Raw genomic sequence first — 19,558 nt, forward strand, 5'->3', positions numbered from 1 at the left:
TCCAAAGCGCACTAGGGATCTCGTTGCGACGTGTCATGCCGGCAATGTTGTCGCCGACTCAACAGAATTCAAGGGTTTTGTTAGCCGCTCTAAGAGGGTCATTGAGAATTCTGCCTTGTCGCCATTTTTCAGAGCCTTCTGGATGCTGCTAGAGAGCTCGGTGACGTCTTTCGAATCAGCAATTGACTGCCGGATTTGCTTCGCCAAACCTCCACCCTGCAAGGACTTGAAGAAGTCGATGTTTTGGTAAACAAGCGCGTCCTCGAACGTATTTGCAATGGCCTCTACATTTTTGGTTGCGCCAAAGTCGATCTTGATCGGCTGCTGGTAGGCGACTCGGAAACCGAACCCACTGTCATGCGTCTCACAGAGGGATGTCTCTGGCATGTCTAGTAAGAGATCAATAGACTCTTCCTGAGGAGCCCACGTCTTTATCGTCTGATTCCGTGAAAATTGTCCTGATGATCGAGCCGGAACGGCTTTGGTTCCATCATCAGCCTTTGCGTCTAAGTCTGTAATGATTAGTGTATTGAGCCCAAGTTTGGTTAGAAGGGGGCGTAAGCGATGGGCGTGGCTGCCCCCGATTTCTAGCCAGGTGAGGTAGCAATGCCTGAGATATGCATAGGGCGCGCGGCAGCGCACCATGTGCGGGACGACTATCCTTTCAGCGGGCCCCTCGACAAGGATCGCACCATCAGCAAAGAAAAGGTCGCAGTGGGTTGCTTTTAAATAGCGCTTCACGAAGCGAGTAGTGTCGTCCTGGGTGCCAAATATCCTTGAAAGATTGACAACCTGAGAGATGGGGACAGAGCCTTTTATAGCTTTAACCGGCATACGCCGGAAGTAGCGCAGGGATGTGAATTCAGCTTCGTGGGCAAGATGGCTTGAGTGGGTGCTAACAACCATCTGGGTGTGATAGCCGGCTAAGCTGCCTAGGCTTTCATGCTTTCTGAGCACCGCGTAAGCATGTGCGATAAAGACCTGTTGCACTTGAGCATGGAGATGTGCCTCCGGCTCCTCTACCAATACCAAGTGTAGCGGCGGAATATTGTCATCGTCTGCCCATGTTTTTTTTGAAGCTTTCCCAACGCGCATCCATTTGTCGCGAAAGCTCATCAACGCAAAAACCATTGAGACCAGATTTTGATATCCAAGTCCGTTTGAGTCTTCGGGCAAGCGATTGGAAAAACCAACTTCGGCGAGGTGTGTAGGGACCTCGTAGTGAACGGCCGAACCATGGTTGAGGGCGTCAAGGGGGCGAAGATCAGCCGCGAGCTTGAGCTTTGGATCTGTCAAACCTGGGTAGCCAACGGTTTCCAGCTCTTTGAGCGCTGATTCAAATGAATCTGAAAGTTGCTTGCCAAATGCAACTCTTGCTTGATGTAGGGCTTGCAGCGCTTGGAGGTCTTTCGCTTCTGGTTGGTCAAACGGGTCGAGGTGTTGCGCGTAATACTTGCGAAGCTGACTGGATAGCTTCTTCCCCAGCTGCACGGTCTCGTCTTCTTGGTCTGCACTACTGGACGCGGCCAATCCAAGTCCGCGCTGAGCGCTGATCTCGTCAATACGTATCAGGCCCTTGAAGGGGTCGCCTTCGAGCGGCTCGCTATCAGTCGGCAACGCCTGAGGACTTGCGAATCCATCTTCTGGGTTATCTAGCATTGCCGGATCCAGTAGATAGGCCTTGACCTCAAACATCGACCGGAGCCGTCGGGACAGAAACTCAATCATCGACTTTGGCCATAGAGAGAAGGGGTCTTCACTGCTCTCGTCCAGATTCGAGGCTGCTGCCATTACTTTTTTCGTCGCCAATCTCGCATTTAGATACTCACGCTTGAAGTCGTCGGGGCTTTTCGGCTCGTAACGGAGTCTCACGCCGATAGCACCGCCATCCCAGTCAAGTGTTGGAAGAATCTTTTGAACGTAATGCAACTGATTGTCAGGAACCTGCAACCAAACATCCAATGATGGTGATATTGAGCCCCAGTCGAAGTCTATGGGCTCACCGTCTTCAGACTCTGCTTCCCAATTACTCCCGAGCTCATTGATGACAGGCCAGTGGCTCAAAGTGAAGTCATTGATGGTGAAGTCACGCTGATCCAGAAGGAAGCGTCGTAAGGCAACCATCGCTGATGTCTTGCCGCTATTATTGGCGCCGACAAAGACCGTTGATTCCTTCGCAATATCTATCCTTGTGGCAAGTAGTTTCCGAAAGTTTGCTACTTCAATAAAGTCAATGTGCACTGTTCCTCCTTCAAGCAGTGCGGCACGAAAGGCGGCTAGACGGTTTTCAACCCAACAGTTGCAAAGCGTCCTGGCCGTGCGAGGGGTTCCACGCAACTTTACGGCGTGGTGTTCCCGGGCGGAAGAGGCGCCGGGACTTGTTGAATATATGCTTGAGCTTGCTTAATTCCCTTCCGGTGGGCTTTTTAAGGGTAGAACTTGCTGGGATCGGCCAGGCATTTAGCGAACTGCCCCCGCTGGTAGCGCGGCAGTTCCACCTTGGGCTGATACAGCTCCAATGCGCTGATCTGCTTGCTGCGTGTCGCCCGCGATCGCTTGTGTAGGTAGTGCTCGCGCAGCACTTGAATCCGGTCGCGTGGATCGGTGCTGTGGCCCGTGACCAAGGCAATCTGCTTCTCAGGGACATCGTTGACATCGAGCTCGGTTGCCAAGGTATGGCGGAAGGCATGGAACCCGATTCCCTTTTCAAACCCGAGGGTCTTCAGGTAGCGCCCGAAGTCCACCACGAACTGCTGGCTGTAACGTGCATTCGTTTCGCCTGTCGTGCGGTTCACGCCGGCAGAGAGCAGCGGGAACAAGCGGGCATGGCCCGTGGCCTTCATGTCTTCCACGAAATCCAAGAAGCCGGCTTCCAGCAGCGGCTGAGCGATGGGGATGATGCGCATGCAGCCGGCTCCCTTCATGCTTTGCCTGCTGCGCCGCTTCTTCTTCGGGTCGGCAGCCAAGTCCTTGTCCAACGTTTTCTGGAAGGCGATGCACCAGATGCCGCGTTCCTCGATGATGTCGGTCAACTTCAACTGGCAGACTTCATTGACTCGCGCCCCCGTATAGAGGCCAATCATCGGCGCCCACCAATACTGCGGCTTCTTGGCCCAGGGCAGAAAGTTGGCCGGGTCAAAAATGGCTTGCAGGTCTGCGTCCTCGAACAAGCGGATCGCCTTGTCGGGGTCGATGGTGTGATCTTCCTTAGGCTTCCGAAACGCCTTCATCGGTGACACGTCGATGGCTTGTCCGTTGAACAAGTGGTTGAAGAAGGCAACAAGGAATCGGCGGTGACGCTCTTCCGTGGCAGGTGACAGCGGCGGCACGTCTTGCTCTTTCCCCAGCGCGATCGCTTCGTCGAAGGTTAGATCCTTCAGCAGCGGATCAGACACCAAGTTCCTTGGGGCCCAGCGCAGCAGTTTCCAGAGCGCCTGGATGTGGTAATAGTCCACTCGAGCCGCCGAGATGTTGCCGCAGGTAAGAAGCAGCAGCTTCAACGTGCGCTCGGTGGACTGGATGGTTTTGGGCTCCAGTTGCCGACGACGCATGTCCGCCAGATGATCCTCGATCTCCTTGGCCAGGGGGCGAGCCGGCGTGCCCATGGGCAGCTGCGCGGGATAGCGCGTGCTGTTCTTCAGACCGCTCTTCCGTCCGGTTTCGTCGAGCGCGGCGAGGATGCATTCCTGCAGGTTGATGGCGGCTTCCCGGCCTCGGACAATAGCGAGGTCAATACGGTAGCGGCCAATGTGGATGCCTTCCAAATGCAGGAGGCCGAAGGGCAAATCGATGTAATCGTTGAGTGCTGCGGAGGGGTTGCTGGTCATGGGTCACTTCCATCTTTGGATGGAAGTAGGGATATGACAGGACGAAAATTCGTCAACGGGGGCGATACAAAAATCTGCGGTGTCGGCGCAGTCCTTAGACGTCGCGGTGTCCCCTCTGAGGGGCCTCCCAGATTCGCCAATCCGTTACCTGGCGGAAACCCTTATGGAACAAGGGTTGCGAGGGGATTCGTGTCAATTTATCGCAGTCAATTCCGTACTGTTTGCAGTAAATAAGCTAACTAAATAACCCAATAGAGCTTGTTTGAAAAATGAATAAAAAATAAATTTTAGGTTGTTTTCGTTAGTTTAATTGATTTAATTGATGGCTGCGACGGTGCAGGCAACTCAGAAATTCCCTACATCGTGAGGGGATTGAGACCTATGGTTTACGAAACAACCTAAGCATAATTTGACATTGCCGGACGCGAGACCGATGGTCGCTCTCCTCGCGGACGATTGAGTAGCGTCATGCCGGCATCCTGTAAAAAGTTCACGTGTGACATCATGGCGAGTCCAGGTCTCGTTTGGAGTCATGGCGCTGGATCAGCGAGAAAATCGGATTCGCACTCGCATCTTCGTCGTCCGCTGCTTCGACAGACGTTGCTCCGATAAGGACCTAAGTTTGTGCAAGATTAAGCTTGCGTGAAACGAGCTGATCTGCAACGCTATCCTCCTTGGGACTGCGATTGCGCAGCTGTAATGGAATTACGAGAAGGTGAGATGGGCAACAAAGCAGTAGCTCTAAGTGCAGCCGCACTGGCAGTCGTAGTAGGTGGCATCATCTGGACGCACGAAGCACGTAAGGACGACGAAGGGTCAACGCAGGGCATCTCCCAGAGTGAGACTCCCAATGCAGCGAACGAATCAGTCAAAGAACTGGCTCCGTCTCAGTCGATTGAAGGCGGCGTCGATCTTCGGAATGACTCTCGTGTTCGACATCCGTTCCCAGAAGTGCCGAGAACTAGAGACGGGATGAGCTTCGATAACGATCCTGGCTATGCCGAAAGCAAGGCCGAGCAGAAGTGGCTGGATCGTCATGGTTATCCCAACGAAAAGCAGCTAGAGGCTTACATGGTCGCCCCGGAGGCCCTGCTGAAGCAGGCATCGGACGCGGGTGATAAAGTCGCTCAAACGATCTTGGATGCGCGGTTGTTGCCTTCAGACCCCACGGCGCAACAGCGCTTGGTGGATGCTGGAGCGGAAGGAAACCTCTTTGCTTTAAACATGCTGGCGTCCTTCCAAGGCGGCAGCGCAAGCGGTGATCCTGTTGCTGCGTATGCCGTGTCGCGTGTGGCGGAAATGCGTGGAGATACCCGTGCCTCTGTTACTCGAGAAGTGATGATGTCTAAGTCACTTTCAACAGAGCAAAGAATGCTCGGGGAGTCTGAAGCCTTGCGACTCAACGCCGAAATAGACCGGATCTACACGTCGAAGCATGGCAGGGCACCGGTATTGGATAAACGTCCAATCGGTCAGTAGGTTTGTGTGGTTAATTGTTTTTTAAAAGGAGTGGGGCGTAAATGGGAATTATGAAAAAAGCTGGCGTCGCTGCGATGTCACTCACGGGGCTTATGGGGGCTGCATTTGCGTGCTCGGAACTCCCGATGCCGCCGCTGGTGCCAATTAACGTGCCTTTGTCGCAGCTGCCAAAGTTTAGCGACAGCAAGAATCCTGCCAATGCCGCTTTTATGGATAGGCTTGATTCGGCAGCTTCAAAACTGGTGGGTGAGGGAAATTGGGTCGCAAACTCCTACAAGGGGTATGTTTCCTATACCGTAAAGATTCTCAACTATACCGGCCGTGGCATGGTCTACATTGAGAAGCCTTGCGGAAAGAAGGCAAAGGAAATGGCCGAGAAGATTGCTCAGCAGCCTTCGAGCGGCGGTGGTGGTGGTGGTGGCTCCGCTGGAACGGGCGGCGGTGGCGGCGGGGTGCTGATCGGCGGTGGCTGTTACGGCTCATGCGGTGGCAGAATTCCGACCGGTGACGTGGGTCCAATCGAAACCTTGCCGAGCTGAGATCAGGTCTAGCTTTTCCAAGAACGCCCCAGTCCATCGCTGGGGCGTTTTTTTGCGCGCCAGCTGATTCTCGTTCGTCGATGGACGAACAGAACTTAGGGTTGAGGCGGTCAGACCGTGTTGCCTGCCCACACGGCCGGGATTGGTTGATGTTGCCAAGCCTCGAAAATCTTCCAGGAAACGGCATGTTTGATCAGCTTTGTGCCGGCAGCTGGAAGGTGCTGATTTTGTTGTGTTGGCGGTGTTGCGTCTCAAGCGGTGCGACCGCGCTGCCGATACTCAGGCCCATGGACAGAGCCGAGCTTCGCCGTCACCTCGAATGCCTGGATGCTGCGGTGCCCGCCCTGCGGGCCTCGAGTCCTGATCGCCGTCATTTTTGGCAAGCCTTTGCCAACATGGCTGCTGCCATCGAGAGCAAGGCGATGACGATCGAGGACGCGCAGTTCGTCGGCCGTCGGGCCGAAGAAATCTTGTCCTGGCGCGGGCTGGAAAACACGGACGAACACGCCTGAGCCCATTGGCGCCGACTAGCCCATCCCGATGCCTGCGTGCTGCTCATGCGCAGCGATGCGTGCGTAAGGCAAGCACAGGTCCGCAGAGGCCCCGCTGGCCGCAAAGCCAAGCCATCGCTGCTGACATCAGTCACCCCGCCCATCCGAATGCCGTTTAGCCGGCAGGCCTTGTAGGGCATGCATGGTGTGTCTCCACCAACGCTGGGCCTCTTGAAGGGAATCCTAGCTCCGCTGTCCCGACCACAAGGACAAGCCTCCTCCTCGTTGCTGGCGCTTTGTTGCGGCCCTTCGCTGCGCGCCGCTTGCGCGGTGCTCGCTCCCGGGTGCGGTCGGGCCGGACGCTTCGCCTGTCGGTTCCCACGAGGCGCACAACGCGCTGGTGGAGAAGAACCGATGAAGCGCGCCCAAGACCTGAAGGCCCAATACCAACTCCAGATGGACGAGGAAGGCATCTTGCTCGCCGCCGCGACCATTCTGGAGCAACGCCTTCAACGCCAAGGCCGCATCCACAGTCCTGAGCAAGCCGGCAGCTACTTGATCGCTCGCTGCGCCCACCTGCCGCACGAAGTCTTCGGCGTCGTTTTCCTCGACAACAAGCACCACATCCTGGCCACCGAACACCTCTTCAGCGGCACAGTCGACGGCTGCGAAGTCCATCCTCGAGTCGTCGCCAAGCGCGCGCTGGAGCTCAACGCGGTCGCCCTCATCTTGTTCCACAACCACCCGAGCGGGAACCCGGAGCCGAGCGAAGCAGACCGTAAGGTGACCGAGCGCCTGCAGCAGGCCTTGTGCCTCCTGGACATCCGGCTGCTCGACCACCTGGTCATCGGCGGGCGTCAGCACACCAGCTTGGCGGCTAGGGGATGGGTGTGACCCATATCTCTGCTGCCAAGCTGGTGTCAAGTCGGGGTAAGGCAGTCCCGCACAAGACGCGGGATTTCTGTTAACTTTGCGTGGATCGCGTTGTTCAAATGAGTTCTAACGCAAATCGGAGCGAGTCTGAGGGCATGGATCCCGTGAATAGCGTCCAATCTACGCTTAGCCCGTTCCTGAAATGGGCAGGGGGGAAGCGCTGGTTTGTCCGGCATCACGCGGGCCTCTTCCCTACCACCTACAACAGGTATTTCGAGCCTTTCCTTGGCGGTGGCGCAGTCTACTTTCATTTACGGCCGCAACAGGCCGTGCTCAACGACGTGAACCCGGAGGTCATAGCCGCTTACCAGGCTATCAAGGGGCACTGGGTTGGACTCAAGAGAAGCTTGGCTTACCACCAGCGCCTTCACGATGTAGACGGCGATTACTACTACACCGTCCGTGCGCGAACGCCCACGAAGCTGGTGCAGAAGGCATCGCGAATGATCTATCTCAACAGGACCTGCTTCAACGGAATTTACCGTGTGAACCGCCAAGGTGAGTTCAACGTGCCTCGCGGTAGCAAAGATAGCGTCCTGATGGAAAATGATGACTTCAAGTCTATGGCTGCATTGCTGGCTACAGCCGACCTTCGCGTAGGCGACTTCGAAGAAATAATTAATGAAGCGGGGGAGGATGATTTAGTGTTTGCCGATCCTCCATACACCGTGCGACACAACCTCAACGGCTTTATCAAATACAACGAAGTTCTCTTCTCCTGGGCTGACCAGGAACGATTAGCACGAGCGCTCAAGCGTGCAGGCGCACGCGGTGCCAAAGTCGTGGCAACCAATGCCAACCATCATTCCGTTCGCGCACTGTATGAAAGTTGGGATTTCCTGACACGTTCAGCGAGCCGGTTCTCTCAGATTTCTGCTGACGGTTCAAGTCGCAAGCAATTCGAAGAGCTCATTATTACCTGCAATATCTAAAGGAGTCACTATGTCCACGCTTGGAAGCTTGATGGATACCTCGGCCACGCAAGGCAATCCGATTGATGCCCTACGAAGTTTCCTTGATACGGAGGCTCGCAATGAGGCAGCAAAGCTGACGAGCAAGATGCGCTTTGTAGGCTACGTGCTAGAGCTAGGTTTTGACGCTGCAAAGATCATCACGAGCGACCCCTACAAGCTGGCTGTGGGCGGAATCCCTCGCGGCTCTTTTTTGATCATGACGCCGGTCAATACGGCGACAGCACCTGCGCATTTCACCCTTCTTCGAGTGACCGGTGTATCACCCACGCCACTGAGCAACCAGGTTCAGCAGACGTATTTCGAGCTGCACAAGAAGTCCATGCCCGAACTGGATGTTTGGACACAAAGCGAGTTGCAGTGGGGTGCGCTGGACTGTGATGTGTTGGGGATGTTCTACGCCGATCCTGCCGCTATGCAGCGCCTGGCCTACTCCGGTGATGTGAACAATGTGGTGAGCGCTCATCGATACAAAGTTTTCGCGCCGGATGACGCTCTATTGAAGGTGATCGTCAATGGCATGGTTAAGCCAGAGAGCCAGATCGAAATCGGCGCGCTGAGGACGATGGAATGCGGTCTTTCCAGCGCAACCACAAGCAGGATCGCCGTCTCAATCTCCATGCGAGATTTCAAAGGCTGCCGAACTGCGATGTTCGGTAAGACGCGGCTCGGAAAATCCAACGTAGTCAAGCTCATTGCCAAAGGCATGCTTGATGCAACTGCGGATGACAGGTCAGTAGGCCAGTTGATCTTTGATGTGAATGGCGAGTATGCCAATGACAATCCGCAAGACGGAAACAAGTCGATTCGTTCGGCCAATGCAGACCGTTGTGAGGTTTATGCATTGACAAGTCGCCCGGAGACGCCCTCCAAGCCGTTGCGATTGAACTTTTACGAACAGACCGAATCAGCGATCCAGATTCTCGGGTCGATGCTGACGCAAGACAACAATACGTCGCACTATGTGAAGAGTTTTGCCAGTGCATCGTTGCCGTCTGTGGACGCAGTGAAGGCTCTTCCGGCGGAAGAAAAAGTGCGCCCTATTCGTAAGATTCAAATGTTCTGGGCCATTTTGAACAAGGCTGGATTTGAAGTCGATGAGCGGAGGCTGCGCGCTTTGGGGCTCGTGGCTCGCCATACCAAGCACTTTGACCCCCATTTCAAGGCGGATTTGCGTGCCGCTGCCTATGCAGGAACGGGTGCCGGCACGCCGCCAGCTGCGATTGATTCAATCGATCTTCTCCAGGCCGAGCTTGAGGTGATGGCTCAATTTCGACGGGAAAATTCGTCCGATCCTACTTTGACCTCTTCATCATCGAAGAAGGCTGTATTCGATCCCGACGACATCGCCTTGTTAGATTTCCTCAATCCTGGAGCTGGCCGAACAGGGCCCGGCATGCTACGGGCTTACAAGAACTTCCATTCGCCTCACGCTGGCGATTTCATCAACGAGATATTGGGTCTCCTGGATCAGGGCGCTACGGTGATTCTTGATCTAGGCAATGCGAACGACGAGATTCGCCGCTATTTCGCCGACATGCTGTCGAAGGCCGTGTTTTCACACCAGGAAAGAAAGTTTGTCAGCAATACGCTGGGTGGCCGCTTCGTGCAGCTCTATTTCGAGGAGGCTCACAATCTATTTCCTCCTGATGCGCGTGATTTGACCGGGGTGTATGCGCGCTTTGCTAAAGAGGGGGCGAAGTTCCACATCGGCATGGTGTATTCGACCCAGTCACCGTCCACGATCAACAAGGACCTCTTGGCTCAGACAGAAAATTTCTTCGTGGGCCATTTGTCCAGCCAGGACGAAGCCCGGGCTTTGGGGCGAGTGCAAATCGCATTTGAAGGAATTGAGCAGGACATCCTCAGAGCCAAGACCCCGGGTTATATGCGCATGCTTACGATGTCGCATCGGTTTATCATCCCAGTGCAGGCAAACAAGTTCGAGGCCATTTGACATGCCTTACAGTGCCGGAACGCGCTTGCCCTTTGAATCAGCGTCGAAGCTGGGTCATTTGTCGGTTGTCCAGAGTGCGTGGGTCAAAGAGTTGGTCCGCGATTTCGAGCACGCCAAGCCGCTGGTGTCCGATACGTCCGGAACCTTGTGGCACCCCATCGACACTGAACGGTCGCTCCCACTCCGAAGTGTTTGGGCGGTCGATGGTTCGTTCGTTGCCGTTCGCTCAGAGGGCAAGCCGCCTAAAGAGGTGGCGTTCGTGAAAGCAGCACTGCTGTTGGTAGATCGCGCCAAACTTGATGCCATTGACAAGGAAAATCCGCACCCTCTTTTGCTGCAGGATGTTCTCAGGGATAGCGCGATCTACCATTCCACCGTGTTCCCACTAAAGAATGTGCGGACCCCGCTGGGTAACAACTACGACGCCGTGCGTCACATCGTTAGGGACTCTTTTAAGATCGACCAAGATGGGGCTTTCTTTGACACTCTAAAATGGCTCGTCTATAAAAAGTGGACCGATGGGACATCGTCGTCGCCCGCCTTTGAGTGCCCGCATTGTCACTCCATGATCGAAGGGCTGCCGCATGACGCAGACGAGGGTGTATGTGCTCTTTGCAAGCAGACAGTCTTTGTCTCGGACCTGATTGGCTTTCATTTGGACATGGATGAGGACAGCGCTCCCGATTCAGTGGCGTCCTCCTACATGTTGGTTATGGAGCATCTGATGCTCTTTACAGCCATTCGAGTTGCGTGGGGTCACACGGATAAGTCGCTTGTAGGGGAGACGCTTTTCATCAAAGACGGGCCACTATCGCTTCGCAGTCAATATTCAAAGCTTGTTCCTAACATCCGTGAGTTCTTGGCATTCGCTGTGAGCCAGGGGCGTGGTGTGCACATCATCGGACAGGAAAAGAGTGGTGCCTTCGTAGACCACCTGCAATCAATTGTGCAGTTTGCGTCACCGCACGAGCGAGGTGAGCCGGGCAGCTATGCCGCGCTCGATCACAACTATGTCCGCCGTGAGGTTTACCGCTCCCCGGACTTGTCCAATCCCTACGGCAAGCGGACCAACTGGGGAGAAAAACTTTTTGTGAAGCTCGACCCGGGTATGTCTATGGTTCTCAATGTGCCGACCGGCAGCTATCTAGATTCGGGCGAACGTCCGCTTGCCGAGGATTTGATCGGGCTACAGCGGATTTTAGCCACCTTGCCATCCATCGTGAGTCATAAATTCGAAGGGGCGCTGTTCCCTGTGGAGTTGGCAAATGGTATTGCCTCGATGTCCAGCTACCCCTCAGCTGCGATTTTGGCCAAGTTTTTGGAAGACCAGTCGGCGTAGATGCGAGGACAAAAGCACATCGGCCAGGCGCCCGCCTGGTATGAGCCCAGGAACTGACAGTAAGCTTTAGAATCTCAAGCGTCGGATTGGTTGCCATGGATCTCAACAAAGGAACCCGCATCGCCAAAGCCCTTTCAACAGTCACGCTGTTGTTGGGAGTGGCCGCATGCGCGCAATCGTCAAACGCACATCAGGAGAAAGCCGTGAAGGAACCGACCTCCGCTGACATTCGGCGCGAGCAGGACCGCGTCGCCGCACTGGTCGATGCCGCCGCTCCTGAGCGTTCGGCGCCAATGATGACCTGGGATGGCTATCCCACCTTGCAACCAGGGGCTGAGCACACCCCAGAGCAGCTTCTCAAGCAGATCGAAGCACTCGCCCAGTCCCTTCACTCCCAAGCAGACTCCAACCCTGCCAATGTGGAGCGAGTCTTGGGCATCGCGCTTCCTCCCGACGCCAAGCAAGAGCGCAGAGGGGTGACCGGCAAGGTGGGACAGGGCACTTACGATTGGGCTGTGTGGAAGCCATCACCTAAGCACCCAGGGCACCGGGTGGAACTGACCCTCACCCCGAATGCGTGCCTTGCCTACGACGCATTGAAAAAGCAAATGCAAGCCGACGGCTTCCGGGTGTATGTGCCAACCTTTGGCGACGACCAGCGAATCACGTTCGACAAGATTGTCGGCCCTTCGCTCGGGCTCTACATTGCCGCGACTCCTGACCATCGCGACGCGCCGACCTGCGTGACGGTCGTTGTCTTTGAAATGGAGCGCAGCGATGCTTGACCCTCGCATTGAGCGCATGCTTCAGGAGACCGAACAACAATCGTCTCTGTCCCCAGGTGCAGCCAAGGACCTCCGCGAGGCAGTGGAGTCCTCTCCTTACCTGGTCGAGGTGATGACCAAAGCCATCGACAACGGCGACCTTGAGCACATCAAGTTCGCTCGCACGCCCAACGAAGGCGGGCACTATAACCATGGTGAAAAGACGATCAGCGTCAACGCCGATGTATTGCAGCGACCTTCCCGGACAGAGCGCATAGACCAGCTGACGGGCGTTCTTGGGCACGAGACGGGGCATGCTTTGATGGCCCGCTCCAACGACCTCAGCACCTACAAGCTGTCCTACCGAATCGATGAGGCGCTCAAAGAGGGTGCACGCTACGGCGATGCGACGGTGGACATCACCCCGTTGGCAAAGGAATACATCAACGCTTCCCGGGAGAACGAAGCGCTCGCAGAAATGGTGTCGATGAATTCGGTGGCCAGTCGGGTCAAGCACCAAGACAGCAACGTCAGCGAAGCAGAACTGCTTCATCGCCTCGACCCGACCACGCCCTGCGTCACGAATGGGCGGCTGGCTCCAGGCATCCAGATGGATGTCCAGGGCATCCAGCACACCGACAACCGCATCGACAGCCCGGCGATAAAAGCCGTGGCGATTTGTCAGTTCGATCAGTCCGGCAAAAGCTTGGGCGCGTTAGGACAGTCCGACTACAACGCTTTTTACTTGTCCTACGTCGTCTCCGCCGGGGCTGCTGTATCCCGTGACCTCGACCGGGCCTCCAGCCAGTCGATTCCGAGCCTTGGCCTAAACCTTAAAGAGCTCGGCAGCTCGGCGGAAGAGATCCAGGCGGCAGGCGTTGGACTGGGAGGGCAGGGGAAAGCCTTCGGGTTCACGGATACCTCTGATGGGCAGCTGAGACCCACGGAGGTGCGGCAGATCGGAAAAAGCGGCGTGGGGCAGCCCGACATCGAGTCCCAGGCCGTCCCTCGCAACCAAGCGGTGCTGGCCGACAATCCCGCTCACCCGGACCACTCTACCTACCAGCAGATCCATTCTTGGGTGCAGGGGACAGGGAACTGGAACGACGAAGAAAGCCGGAACGTGTCGGCTGCGCTTTACAAGCAGCAGGTGGACGACCCGTTGCTCAAGCGAGTGGACCAGGTCACCGGGGGGCTAGGCCGAGATGGGGCCCACAACGTCTTCGCGGTCTACGCGCCGCATGGGGTAGGAGTCGCGCCGATGTTCCATGCCCATGTCGATGGACGCGAGGCCTCCCAGCAGCCGGCCCAGCAGAGCCTGCAGCAGGCCGAAGTTATCAAGCAGGACCACGTGCGGCAGCAGCAGATGGAACAGACGCAGCAGCAAAATCAGCAGCAGGAACAGGGGCCGAGGATAACTATGTGACCCTGCCTTGAGTTACACTGTGCTGGCTCTGGCGATAGGCTCTCCGCCTGTCCCTCTATTCGTCACCAAGTGACTTACTCGACGCCGCATGTCTCTATTCGGTGGTCGCCGTTGGTTATGTGTCCATGCGCCCTGCGCTAGGCAAGCCGGAGCTAAGAATAGAGGAGTGATCTTATGAAGAAATACATTCGTAAGACCCGCCTAGTTCATGCGTTGCTGTCGTTTGGGGGCGGATTTTTCCGTTTCCTGGCAGCGCTCATGAACATGGCATCTAACTACTCGTGGGCTTCGCGATGAAGAGATGGGAACACCGCTTTGAGGTAAAGCCAGGGCGATGGGTGTATGTCCCGACTCCCTTGGGCAAAGCTGCAGGTGAGGCGATCCGTTTATCTGTGTCAAAGGTGTGGGCTCGCCCCAAGTTCTACTTTCACCTTCGCAAGGGTGGGCATGTGGCGGCTCTCCGGCGACATTTGAAAAATCAATATTTCTATCGCTGCGATCTTGACGACTTCTTTGGTCGCATCAATCAATCGAGAGTCACGCGCAGCTTGAAGGAGAGCTTTTCCTACGTTGATGCGAGGAAGATGGCAAGCGAAAGCGTGGTCATCCGTCCCGACGCTGGTAAGACCATGCTGCCATATGGGTATGTTCAATCCCCCATTTTGGCATCTTTAGCGCTTGACCGCAGTCGAGTAGGGCGGTTTTTACGGCAGTGCGAAGCCTCCGAAGACATGACGGTCAGCGTTTACATGGATGACATCGTCTTGTCGTCCAACGACGAAGCGCGCCTCTATGTCGCAGCCGCTGAGCTTGCTCAGCTCGCGACAGCTGCAGGCCTGCCACTTAGTGCAGGTAAGACAATTGGGCCTGCCTCAACAGTGACGGCCTTTAACGTTGAGCTCTCTCATGGCCTGTTGACGTTAACGCAGGACAGGCTTGATCGCTTCCGTGAGTCGTATGCCACGGCAAGCTCCTTGCATGTCGAACATGGAATAGTGCGCTACGTGCATTCGATTAACTCCGCCCAGGTTGCCACTGTGACAACCTGACGTGACCTCCTGCGATGGAGATTAGTGTGCAGCTGCCGTCGTTGGTGATTTGGCTGGACTCTTTATCTTGATAGATCCCAACATACGAGCCTCGACTTGGATTTCCTGAGAATGTCGCCGTTTAGCATGAAGCAGTAAGGCCCCTACGAGTTCCGCATCATCCAACTTCTGGACTCCGGCCAAGAAGACTAGGTCCGCCACGCGATGCCTTCGATTCATTTCTTCCCGCTTTGCTATTGCTAGCGACTTCGCTTCACGGCGCTGTTGCGCTAAAAGCTCGCGCGCTTGACGCTGAGCCAGTCGCTCCGTGGCGCGTTGAATTTGGTCGTGATAGTGATTAGTGTTGGTCATGGGTTTCTCCTGCGTTATGGAAATGAGTCAAGCAGGAAAAAGGCTCGCGTCAAGCATCGAGGTGGCCTCGAATTTCGTCCGCATCGAAAATCGAAAAGCTTGAAAAACAGGGCTTCAAAGAAAGAAGCAAGAGCGCACCTAGGTGTCACATGGTGACACGTGCGCAAAGGGCTTCGCCCCTTGAACCCCAAGCGCCGAGGGCGCTTGCGAAAATCCAAAGCCGAGGCATAAACCAAGCAACCCCATTGCTTCGGAGTCGCCGCCTCATGGCCATCTACCACGCCAACGTCAAAACCTTCAGCCGCGCCAAAGGACATTCGTCCATCGCAGCGGCCGCCTATCGTGCCGGCCTGCTGCTCGAGGACGCCATCACCGGTATGCGCCACGACTACCGCCGTCGCGACGGCGTGGTCGAAACGCGCTGCATCGCCCCGGAGGACGCGCCCGATTGGGCCCTGGTCCCCGCTGAGCTCTGGCCGGCGGCGGAAGCAGCTGAGCGTCGTAAGGATTCCACGGTCGCACGCGAGTTCGAGTTTGCGTTGCCGCACGAACTCGATGACCTCCAGCGGTCCGACCTGGCCGTGGAAGTCACCCGTGCGCTCGTCGGTCGCTACGGGTTCGCGGCCCAGGCCAGCATCCACAGCCCTGGTTCCAAAGATGGGCTGAACTGGCACGTCCATGTCCTGGCAACGACCCGTCGCATGGGACCAGACGGTCTCACGGACAAAACCAAGGAACTGGACGGCGGGCCCTCGGGACGTGTCGAAGTGCAATGGGTGCGCGAACTCATCGCCACCACCATCAATGCCCACCTTGAGAAAGCCGCGCTCGAGATTCGCGTGGACCATCGCAGCCTGGCTGCCCAAGCCGACGACGCTCTGGCGCGTGGCGACCTGGCCGCCGCTGCCATTCTGTCCCGCGAGCCCACCCAGCACGTCGGCAAGAACGGCACAGCCCTGACCCGGCGGGGCCAGCCGTCAGAGCGTTCGGACGCAAACCGTCGAATCGAAGAGACCAACGAGGAGACCTTCCAAAAGCTCATCGCCGTTTTCGAGCAAGAAGGGCGAGCCATGCCCGTGCCCGACGGTCACAGTCAGGCCCAGGCCGAGCGCGAGGCTCGCCGACCTTCTGACGGGCTGTCCTTGCCGCTCGGGCCTGGGGCAGGGCACATCGAGGTGTCCAGAAGCATGGCGACCATTGCCCGTGGGCTGGGACTGATGGAGGCCGAGGAGGCCACGCCGTCGCGCGCGCCACGTTCAGTCGCGGAGCTCGCAGAGGAGGCCAGCGACGAATGGGGAGTGGCCGTTCACGCGGATCCCCGCTTGGCTCAGACGCTCCAAGCAACCCTGGCCTTGATGCAGTGGATCAGGGAGCGCGTGACTGCCTTCGCCGAAGTGGCGCAGCTTCGGCCAGACCTCAACGAATTGCTGCGCCAGTTGCGGCGCTTCAAGGCAGCGACCATGAAGTTCGCCCGGCGGCTATTGGCGGTGCGCCGAGCCGAGAAGCTGCACCACATGGCCGAGAACGCGTGGCACGAATTTTTGGCGAACAATCCCGAGCCGGGGACCTCATGGACGCAGGGAGACTGGAAGCAGCGGCGCGGGCGTCGGTTGAGCACCCTCGAAGCCCGAGCCGCAGAGCTGGCCGATGCAAGGGCCCGGGTGATCCCGGAGGAACAAGTCCTCTGCGAGAAAGAGGCGTCGGCCAGCGCGACGCACCTGGAGGCCTGGAGCTGGGACATGCTCCAGCGCTATCCCCTCCAACTCGACGTGGCGAACCAGCCCGATGGACCGCGTCCAGGTCCTGCAATCTCGGTCCCTCCTGCCCCTGCACCTGTCTATGTTCCCAAACCGCCGCGCTTCCACTGAAACCAAAGAGCCCCGCACTGCGGGGCTCAATGTTTGCGTGCTTGCGGCCGTCTCAGTGAAGGGTCGGACGCTTCTTGCCGCGCACTGGATCTAGCTGCGCGTCTTTCTTCTTCCGGCCCGCGCGCCATTCCTCCACCGACGGGAACTCGCGCACGATGACGGCCTCGCGGGTGCGCACTGCCGGAGAGGACATCGGAGGGGCGTTGTCCAACGATTGAGCGGCGCCACCTCCGCCGGGCGGCTTCTTCTGGCTGTAAACGATCAGCTCGCCAGCAGAGGCCCAGGCATTGCAAACATTGCGTTGGCGCACCAGCGGTTCGTCCGAAAGGGTCTGGCTCATCAGTCCGGCGAGCAGTTGGCCGGCGATTTCGAGTTGTTGTGGGTTGGTGGTCATGAAAACTCCTGCGTGTGGGGGAAGTCCTCATCCAACCAAGAATCGTGGCTTGCGCAAGAGCTCGCTTCGAGCGCTATTTCACAAATTTGAATGCGTGCCAAAATTCAATGTTTCGTATGTCCATTTGGGAATGGGCACCGGCAGGGTGGCGCGAGCGGTCGTGACGTGCTGTCAGACAATCTCTTTTTCTGGCGCAGGCCTCTGTTCAATGCGATCTGCCGCCAGTCCGAACAGTCCCGCAATGCGCTCAAGCTTTCCGGCCAATATAAAAACCACGATCGAGCCGATGAGGATGCCGAGGCTTCCGGCGTAAACAAATACTTTGGCGTTGGCTGGGTTGGACCACATGTTGACCTTCTCCCCGGCGTCGAAAAGATTGACCAACACGACGCCAATCGCGCCGAAGAACGTGGAAAGTCCTGCCCGGCGAGTCAAGAGTTTGTTTTCGAGGTCTATGTGCTTTGAGCGCTCGCGGAGAGTCTGCGGATTGCATGTGCCGAGTTCGTCCAAAATTTCGCTCTCTGCAGAGATGGCTATGTCGATTCGGTCTGCCATCGGTTCATAACCCTCTTTCCAGGCCAAAATGACCTGAGCAATTTGAAGTAGGCCTAGGGCTAGGAATCCAATCGCCATAACCAGTAGCACCACCAACAGAATGTCCTTAGCAGTAGGCCTGCTAATCCAATCAAAGTTGTCAGCTGCTACCACGCCAAGACCGAAAATTGTAAGAGCCAGTAGCCCAAAAAATATGTAGTTTTCAATGCGCTCAAGCTTGCTTACCCTCTTCGGGCGCTTGATCTTCTGAAGCATCTGAAAGGTGCTTGGGATAGGGCTGAACGTAGAGTCGGTCATTGTTGTTCATCTGCCTGGACAATCCTCATTGTCGTCGAGGTGATCTCACCGGCTGCGATTAGAGATCCGATGTATGCCGCTATGCGGCCGTTATTAGGCACGTAATCCTTGGGAGTCTCGCCACACGCTGCACTCGTTTCTTTCAGCGTGGTGGATGTGCGCCCGATGCTTTCCTGTTTCCCTAGGCTTGCGAAAGAAGGGAAAGAATGGACTTGAGGCTGAGGCCATAGACCTTGGGGAAGGTGCCGGCTAAACGCTTTGGGGACTCAGTGGCCTTGCCCATTTTGGGCAAGGCTCTGGCTGCTGGGGACAAACGCTCCTGGTCCTCGGCGCGCGCGCCAGGGCCAGGCCAGGAAGCCCAGGGCGAACAGCTCGGGATGGATAGGCATCTTCCTCAAGCTCAAGTTTGCTTTCACCCTGGTGGAGTAGCTCACATGCCGTGAGGTAAGGTTGTCGCCCCACGGCGGTCATCAATCTAGTGCGGATCATCCCGTCTGGTCGAGAACCTCTGGCTTGTGCGAAATGCTGACCGACCAACCGCCGGTCTCCTCTCGCTGCGTCGTCAGCAGATCGTAGGTCTTCACCATGTTGAGCAGACCGGAGTGGCCGTAAAGGTTGGGCGAGAAAGATGGGTCAGTGCGTTTGAGGTATTGGCCCAGTGCCGACAGTCCCACCTTGCCCTCAGAGGTGTCGCCGGTCAGCAGTGTCACGGCTTCGACCAAGAACCGGGGACGCCGTTTCGGCAGTGGCTTGGTTTCTACGCGAGGGGGTTCTTCTTTCGTCGCTTCCGATTTCAGGACAGGCAGTTCATTGCCTTGGACTTCGGGTGCGGCCACCTCCTTGGCCGTCCGGTCCCATTCGAAGAACTGGTCGCAGGCGTTGCGCAGGGCATCCGGGGTCTTGGGCTCGCCCACAATGAAGACCGTGGCGCCGCGCTCCCGGAGCTTGCGGCAGAGGTAGGAAAAGTCTGAGTCGCTGGTTACCAGGCAGAAGGTGTCGGCTCGGTGGTCGAACAGTGCTTCCAAGGCGTCAAGCGCCAGGGCGATGTCTGCCGTGTTCTTGCCGGAGGCGTATTGGTATTGGAGGCATGGGGTGAATGCCTGGCGGACCAGGACCTCCTGCCACTTGTTGGCGAGCGTGTTGTGGTTGCCATACCCGCGGCGAAGCACAACCCGGCCGAACTGCGCCACCATGAGCAACGCGTGCTCGACGATGTCTGTCGGCACGTTGTCGCAGTCGACCAATACCGCGACACGTGCTTCATGGGGGCTGTTTGAGTTGCTCATGTCTGTGAGGTCCGAGTTTATGCAGACAGACA

Annotated in this window: 18 protein-coding genes; 12 read left to right on the forward strand and 6 right to left on the reverse strand. The window is 56.8% G+C overall.

The genetic code is table 11. From position 1 onward, the window contains the following. Nucleotides 1–33: 33 nt before the first annotated feature. Entirely contained in the window at nt 34–2,241 is a 2,208-nt protein-coding gene (locus tag XarbCFBP7408_RS07230; protein WP_219820260.1) for an AAA family ATPase, read from the reverse strand. Nucleotides 2,242–2,426: 185 nt separating this feature from the next. Beyond that, nucleotides 2,427–3,827: a site-specific integrase gene (locus XarbCFBP7408_RS07235; RefSeq protein WP_104562385.1), complete on the reverse strand. Its 1,401-nt coding sequence runs from the start codon at nt 3,825–3,827 to the stop codon at nt 2,427–2,429. Nucleotides 3,828–4,799: 972 nt separating this feature from the next. On the opposite strand from XarbCFBP7408_RS07235, the gene XarbCFBP7408_RS22690 reads away from it, so the two are divergent. The 11 genes from XarbCFBP7408_RS22690 to XarbCFBP7408_RS07285 all read left to right on the forward strand — a co-directional run bounded on the left by XarbCFBP7408_RS22690 (nt 4,800) and on the right by XarbCFBP7408_RS07285 (nt 14,775). Further along, the gene (locus XarbCFBP7408_RS22690; RefSeq protein ID WP_162300962.1) at nt 4,800–5,306 is read left to right on the forward strand and encodes a hypothetical protein; all 507 of its coding nucleotides are present in this window, start codon (nt 4,800–4,802) and stop codon (nt 5,304–5,306) included. A 41-nt stretch (nt 5,307–5,347) separates the two neighbouring features. Beyond that, nucleotides 5,348–5,845 carry a hypothetical protein gene (locus tag XarbCFBP7408_RS22940; RefSeq protein ID WP_104562387.1) on the forward strand — a complete coding sequence of 166 codons (498 nt, stop codon included), beginning with the start codon at nt 5,348–5,350 and terminating at the stop codon, nt 5,843–5,845. Between the two features lie 287 nt (nt 5,846–6,132). Continuing rightward, nucleotides 6,133–6,357, forward strand: coding sequence for a hypothetical protein (locus XarbCFBP7408_RS07250; RefSeq protein WP_181107121.1), 225 nt, complete (start codon nt 6,133–6,135; stop codon nt 6,355–6,357). 393 nt (nt 6,358–6,750) lie between these two features. After that, nucleotides 6,751–7,230, forward strand: a complete 480-nt coding sequence (locus tag XarbCFBP7408_RS07255) for a JAB domain-containing protein (protein WP_104562388.1) — start codon at nt 6,751–6,753, stop codon at nt 7,228–7,230. A 134-nt stretch (nt 7,231–7,364) separates the two neighbouring features. After that, nucleotides 7,365–8,201: a DNA adenine methylase gene (locus XarbCFBP7408_RS07260; RefSeq protein ID WP_104562389.1), complete on the forward strand. Its 837-nt coding sequence runs from the start codon at nt 7,365–7,367 to the stop codon at nt 8,199–8,201. Between the two features lie 10 nt (nt 8,202–8,211). After that, nucleotides 8,212–10,197, forward strand: a complete 1,986-nt coding sequence (locus XarbCFBP7408_RS07265) for an ATP-binding protein (protein ID WP_104562390.1) — start codon at nt 8,212–8,214, stop codon at nt 10,195–10,197. Between the two features lies 1 nt (nt 10,198). Next, nucleotides 10,199–11,536 (forward strand): hypothetical protein, encoded by a 1,338-nt coding sequence (locus tag XarbCFBP7408_RS07270; protein WP_101361885.1) that lies wholly within the window; start codon nt 10,199–10,201, stop codon nt 11,534–11,536. A gap of 95 nt (nt 11,537–11,631) precedes the next feature. Continuing rightward, nucleotides 11,632–12,321 carry a hypothetical protein gene (locus tag XarbCFBP7408_RS07275; RefSeq protein WP_228423557.1) on the forward strand — a complete coding sequence of 230 codons (690 nt, stop codon included), beginning with the start codon at nt 11,632–11,634 and terminating at the stop codon, nt 12,319–12,321. Next, complete coding sequence (locus tag XarbCFBP7408_RS07280) at nt 12,314–13,726, forward strand: XVIPCD domain-containing protein (protein WP_104562391.1); 1,413 nt, start codon at nt 12,314–12,316, stop codon at nt 13,724–13,726. Before XarbCFBP7408_RS07275 ends, XarbCFBP7408_RS07280 begins: the two co-directional genes overlap by 8 nt. Nucleotides 13,727–13,900: 174 nt before the next feature. Beyond that, nucleotides 13,901–14,023, forward strand: a complete 123-nt coding sequence (locus XarbCFBP7408_RS23085; RefSeq protein ID WP_258072051.1) for a hypothetical protein — start codon at nt 13,901–13,903, stop codon at nt 14,021–14,023. Further along, a complete protein-coding gene (locus XarbCFBP7408_RS07285) occupies nt 14,020–14,775 on the forward strand; it encodes a reverse transcriptase domain-containing protein (protein ID WP_101361884.1) in 756 nt (251 codons plus the stop codon). The genes XarbCFBP7408_RS23085 and XarbCFBP7408_RS07285 overlap by 4 nt, the downstream gene beginning before the upstream one ends. A gap of 21 nt (nt 14,776–14,796) precedes the next feature. Here XarbCFBP7408_RS07285 and XarbCFBP7408_RS07290 read toward each other — a convergent pair whose 3' ends face one another. Further along, nucleotides 14,797–15,126 carry a hypothetical protein gene (locus XarbCFBP7408_RS07290; protein ID WP_081340661.1) on the reverse strand — a complete coding sequence of 110 codons (330 nt, stop codon included), beginning with the start codon at nt 15,124–15,126 and terminating at the stop codon, nt 14,797–14,799. 266 nt (nt 15,127–15,392) lie between these two features. On the opposite strand from XarbCFBP7408_RS07290, the gene XarbCFBP7408_RS07295 reads away from it, so the two are divergent. Next, the gene (locus XarbCFBP7408_RS07295) at nt 15,393–16,994 is read left to right on the forward strand and encodes a MobA/MobL family protein (protein WP_104562392.1); all 1,602 of its coding nucleotides are present in this window, start codon (nt 15,393–15,395) and stop codon (nt 16,992–16,994) included. A 52-nt stretch (nt 16,995–17,046) separates the two neighbouring features. Here XarbCFBP7408_RS07295 and XarbCFBP7408_RS07300 read toward each other — a convergent pair whose 3' ends face one another. The 3 genes from XarbCFBP7408_RS07300 to XarbCFBP7408_RS07310 all read right to left on the reverse strand — a co-directional run bounded on the left by XarbCFBP7408_RS07300 (nt 17,047) and on the right by XarbCFBP7408_RS07310 (nt 19,526). Further along, the gene (locus XarbCFBP7408_RS07300) at nt 17,047–17,388 is read right to left on the reverse strand and encodes a hypothetical protein (RefSeq protein WP_104562393.1); all 342 of its coding nucleotides are present in this window, start codon (nt 17,386–17,388) and stop codon (nt 17,047–17,049) included. Nucleotides 17,389–17,559: 171 nt separating this feature from the next. Continuing rightward, nucleotides 17,560–18,198: a hypothetical protein gene (locus XarbCFBP7408_RS07305; protein ID WP_181123294.1), complete on the reverse strand. Its 639-nt coding sequence runs from the start codon at nt 18,196–18,198 to the stop codon at nt 17,560–17,562. Between the two features lie 527 nt (nt 18,199–18,725). After that, nucleotides 18,726–19,526: an NYN domain-containing protein gene (locus XarbCFBP7408_RS07310; protein ID WP_104562477.1), complete on the reverse strand. Its 801-nt coding sequence runs from the start codon at nt 19,524–19,526 to the stop codon at nt 18,726–18,728. Nucleotides 19,527–19,558: the final 32 nt, after the last annotated feature.

The organism is Xanthomonas arboricola pv. guizotiae (genome assembly GCF_002940205.1).
GTDB classification, from domain to species: Bacteria; Pseudomonadota; Gammaproteobacteria; order Xanthomonadales; family Xanthomonadaceae; genus Xanthomonas; species Xanthomonas arboricola_C.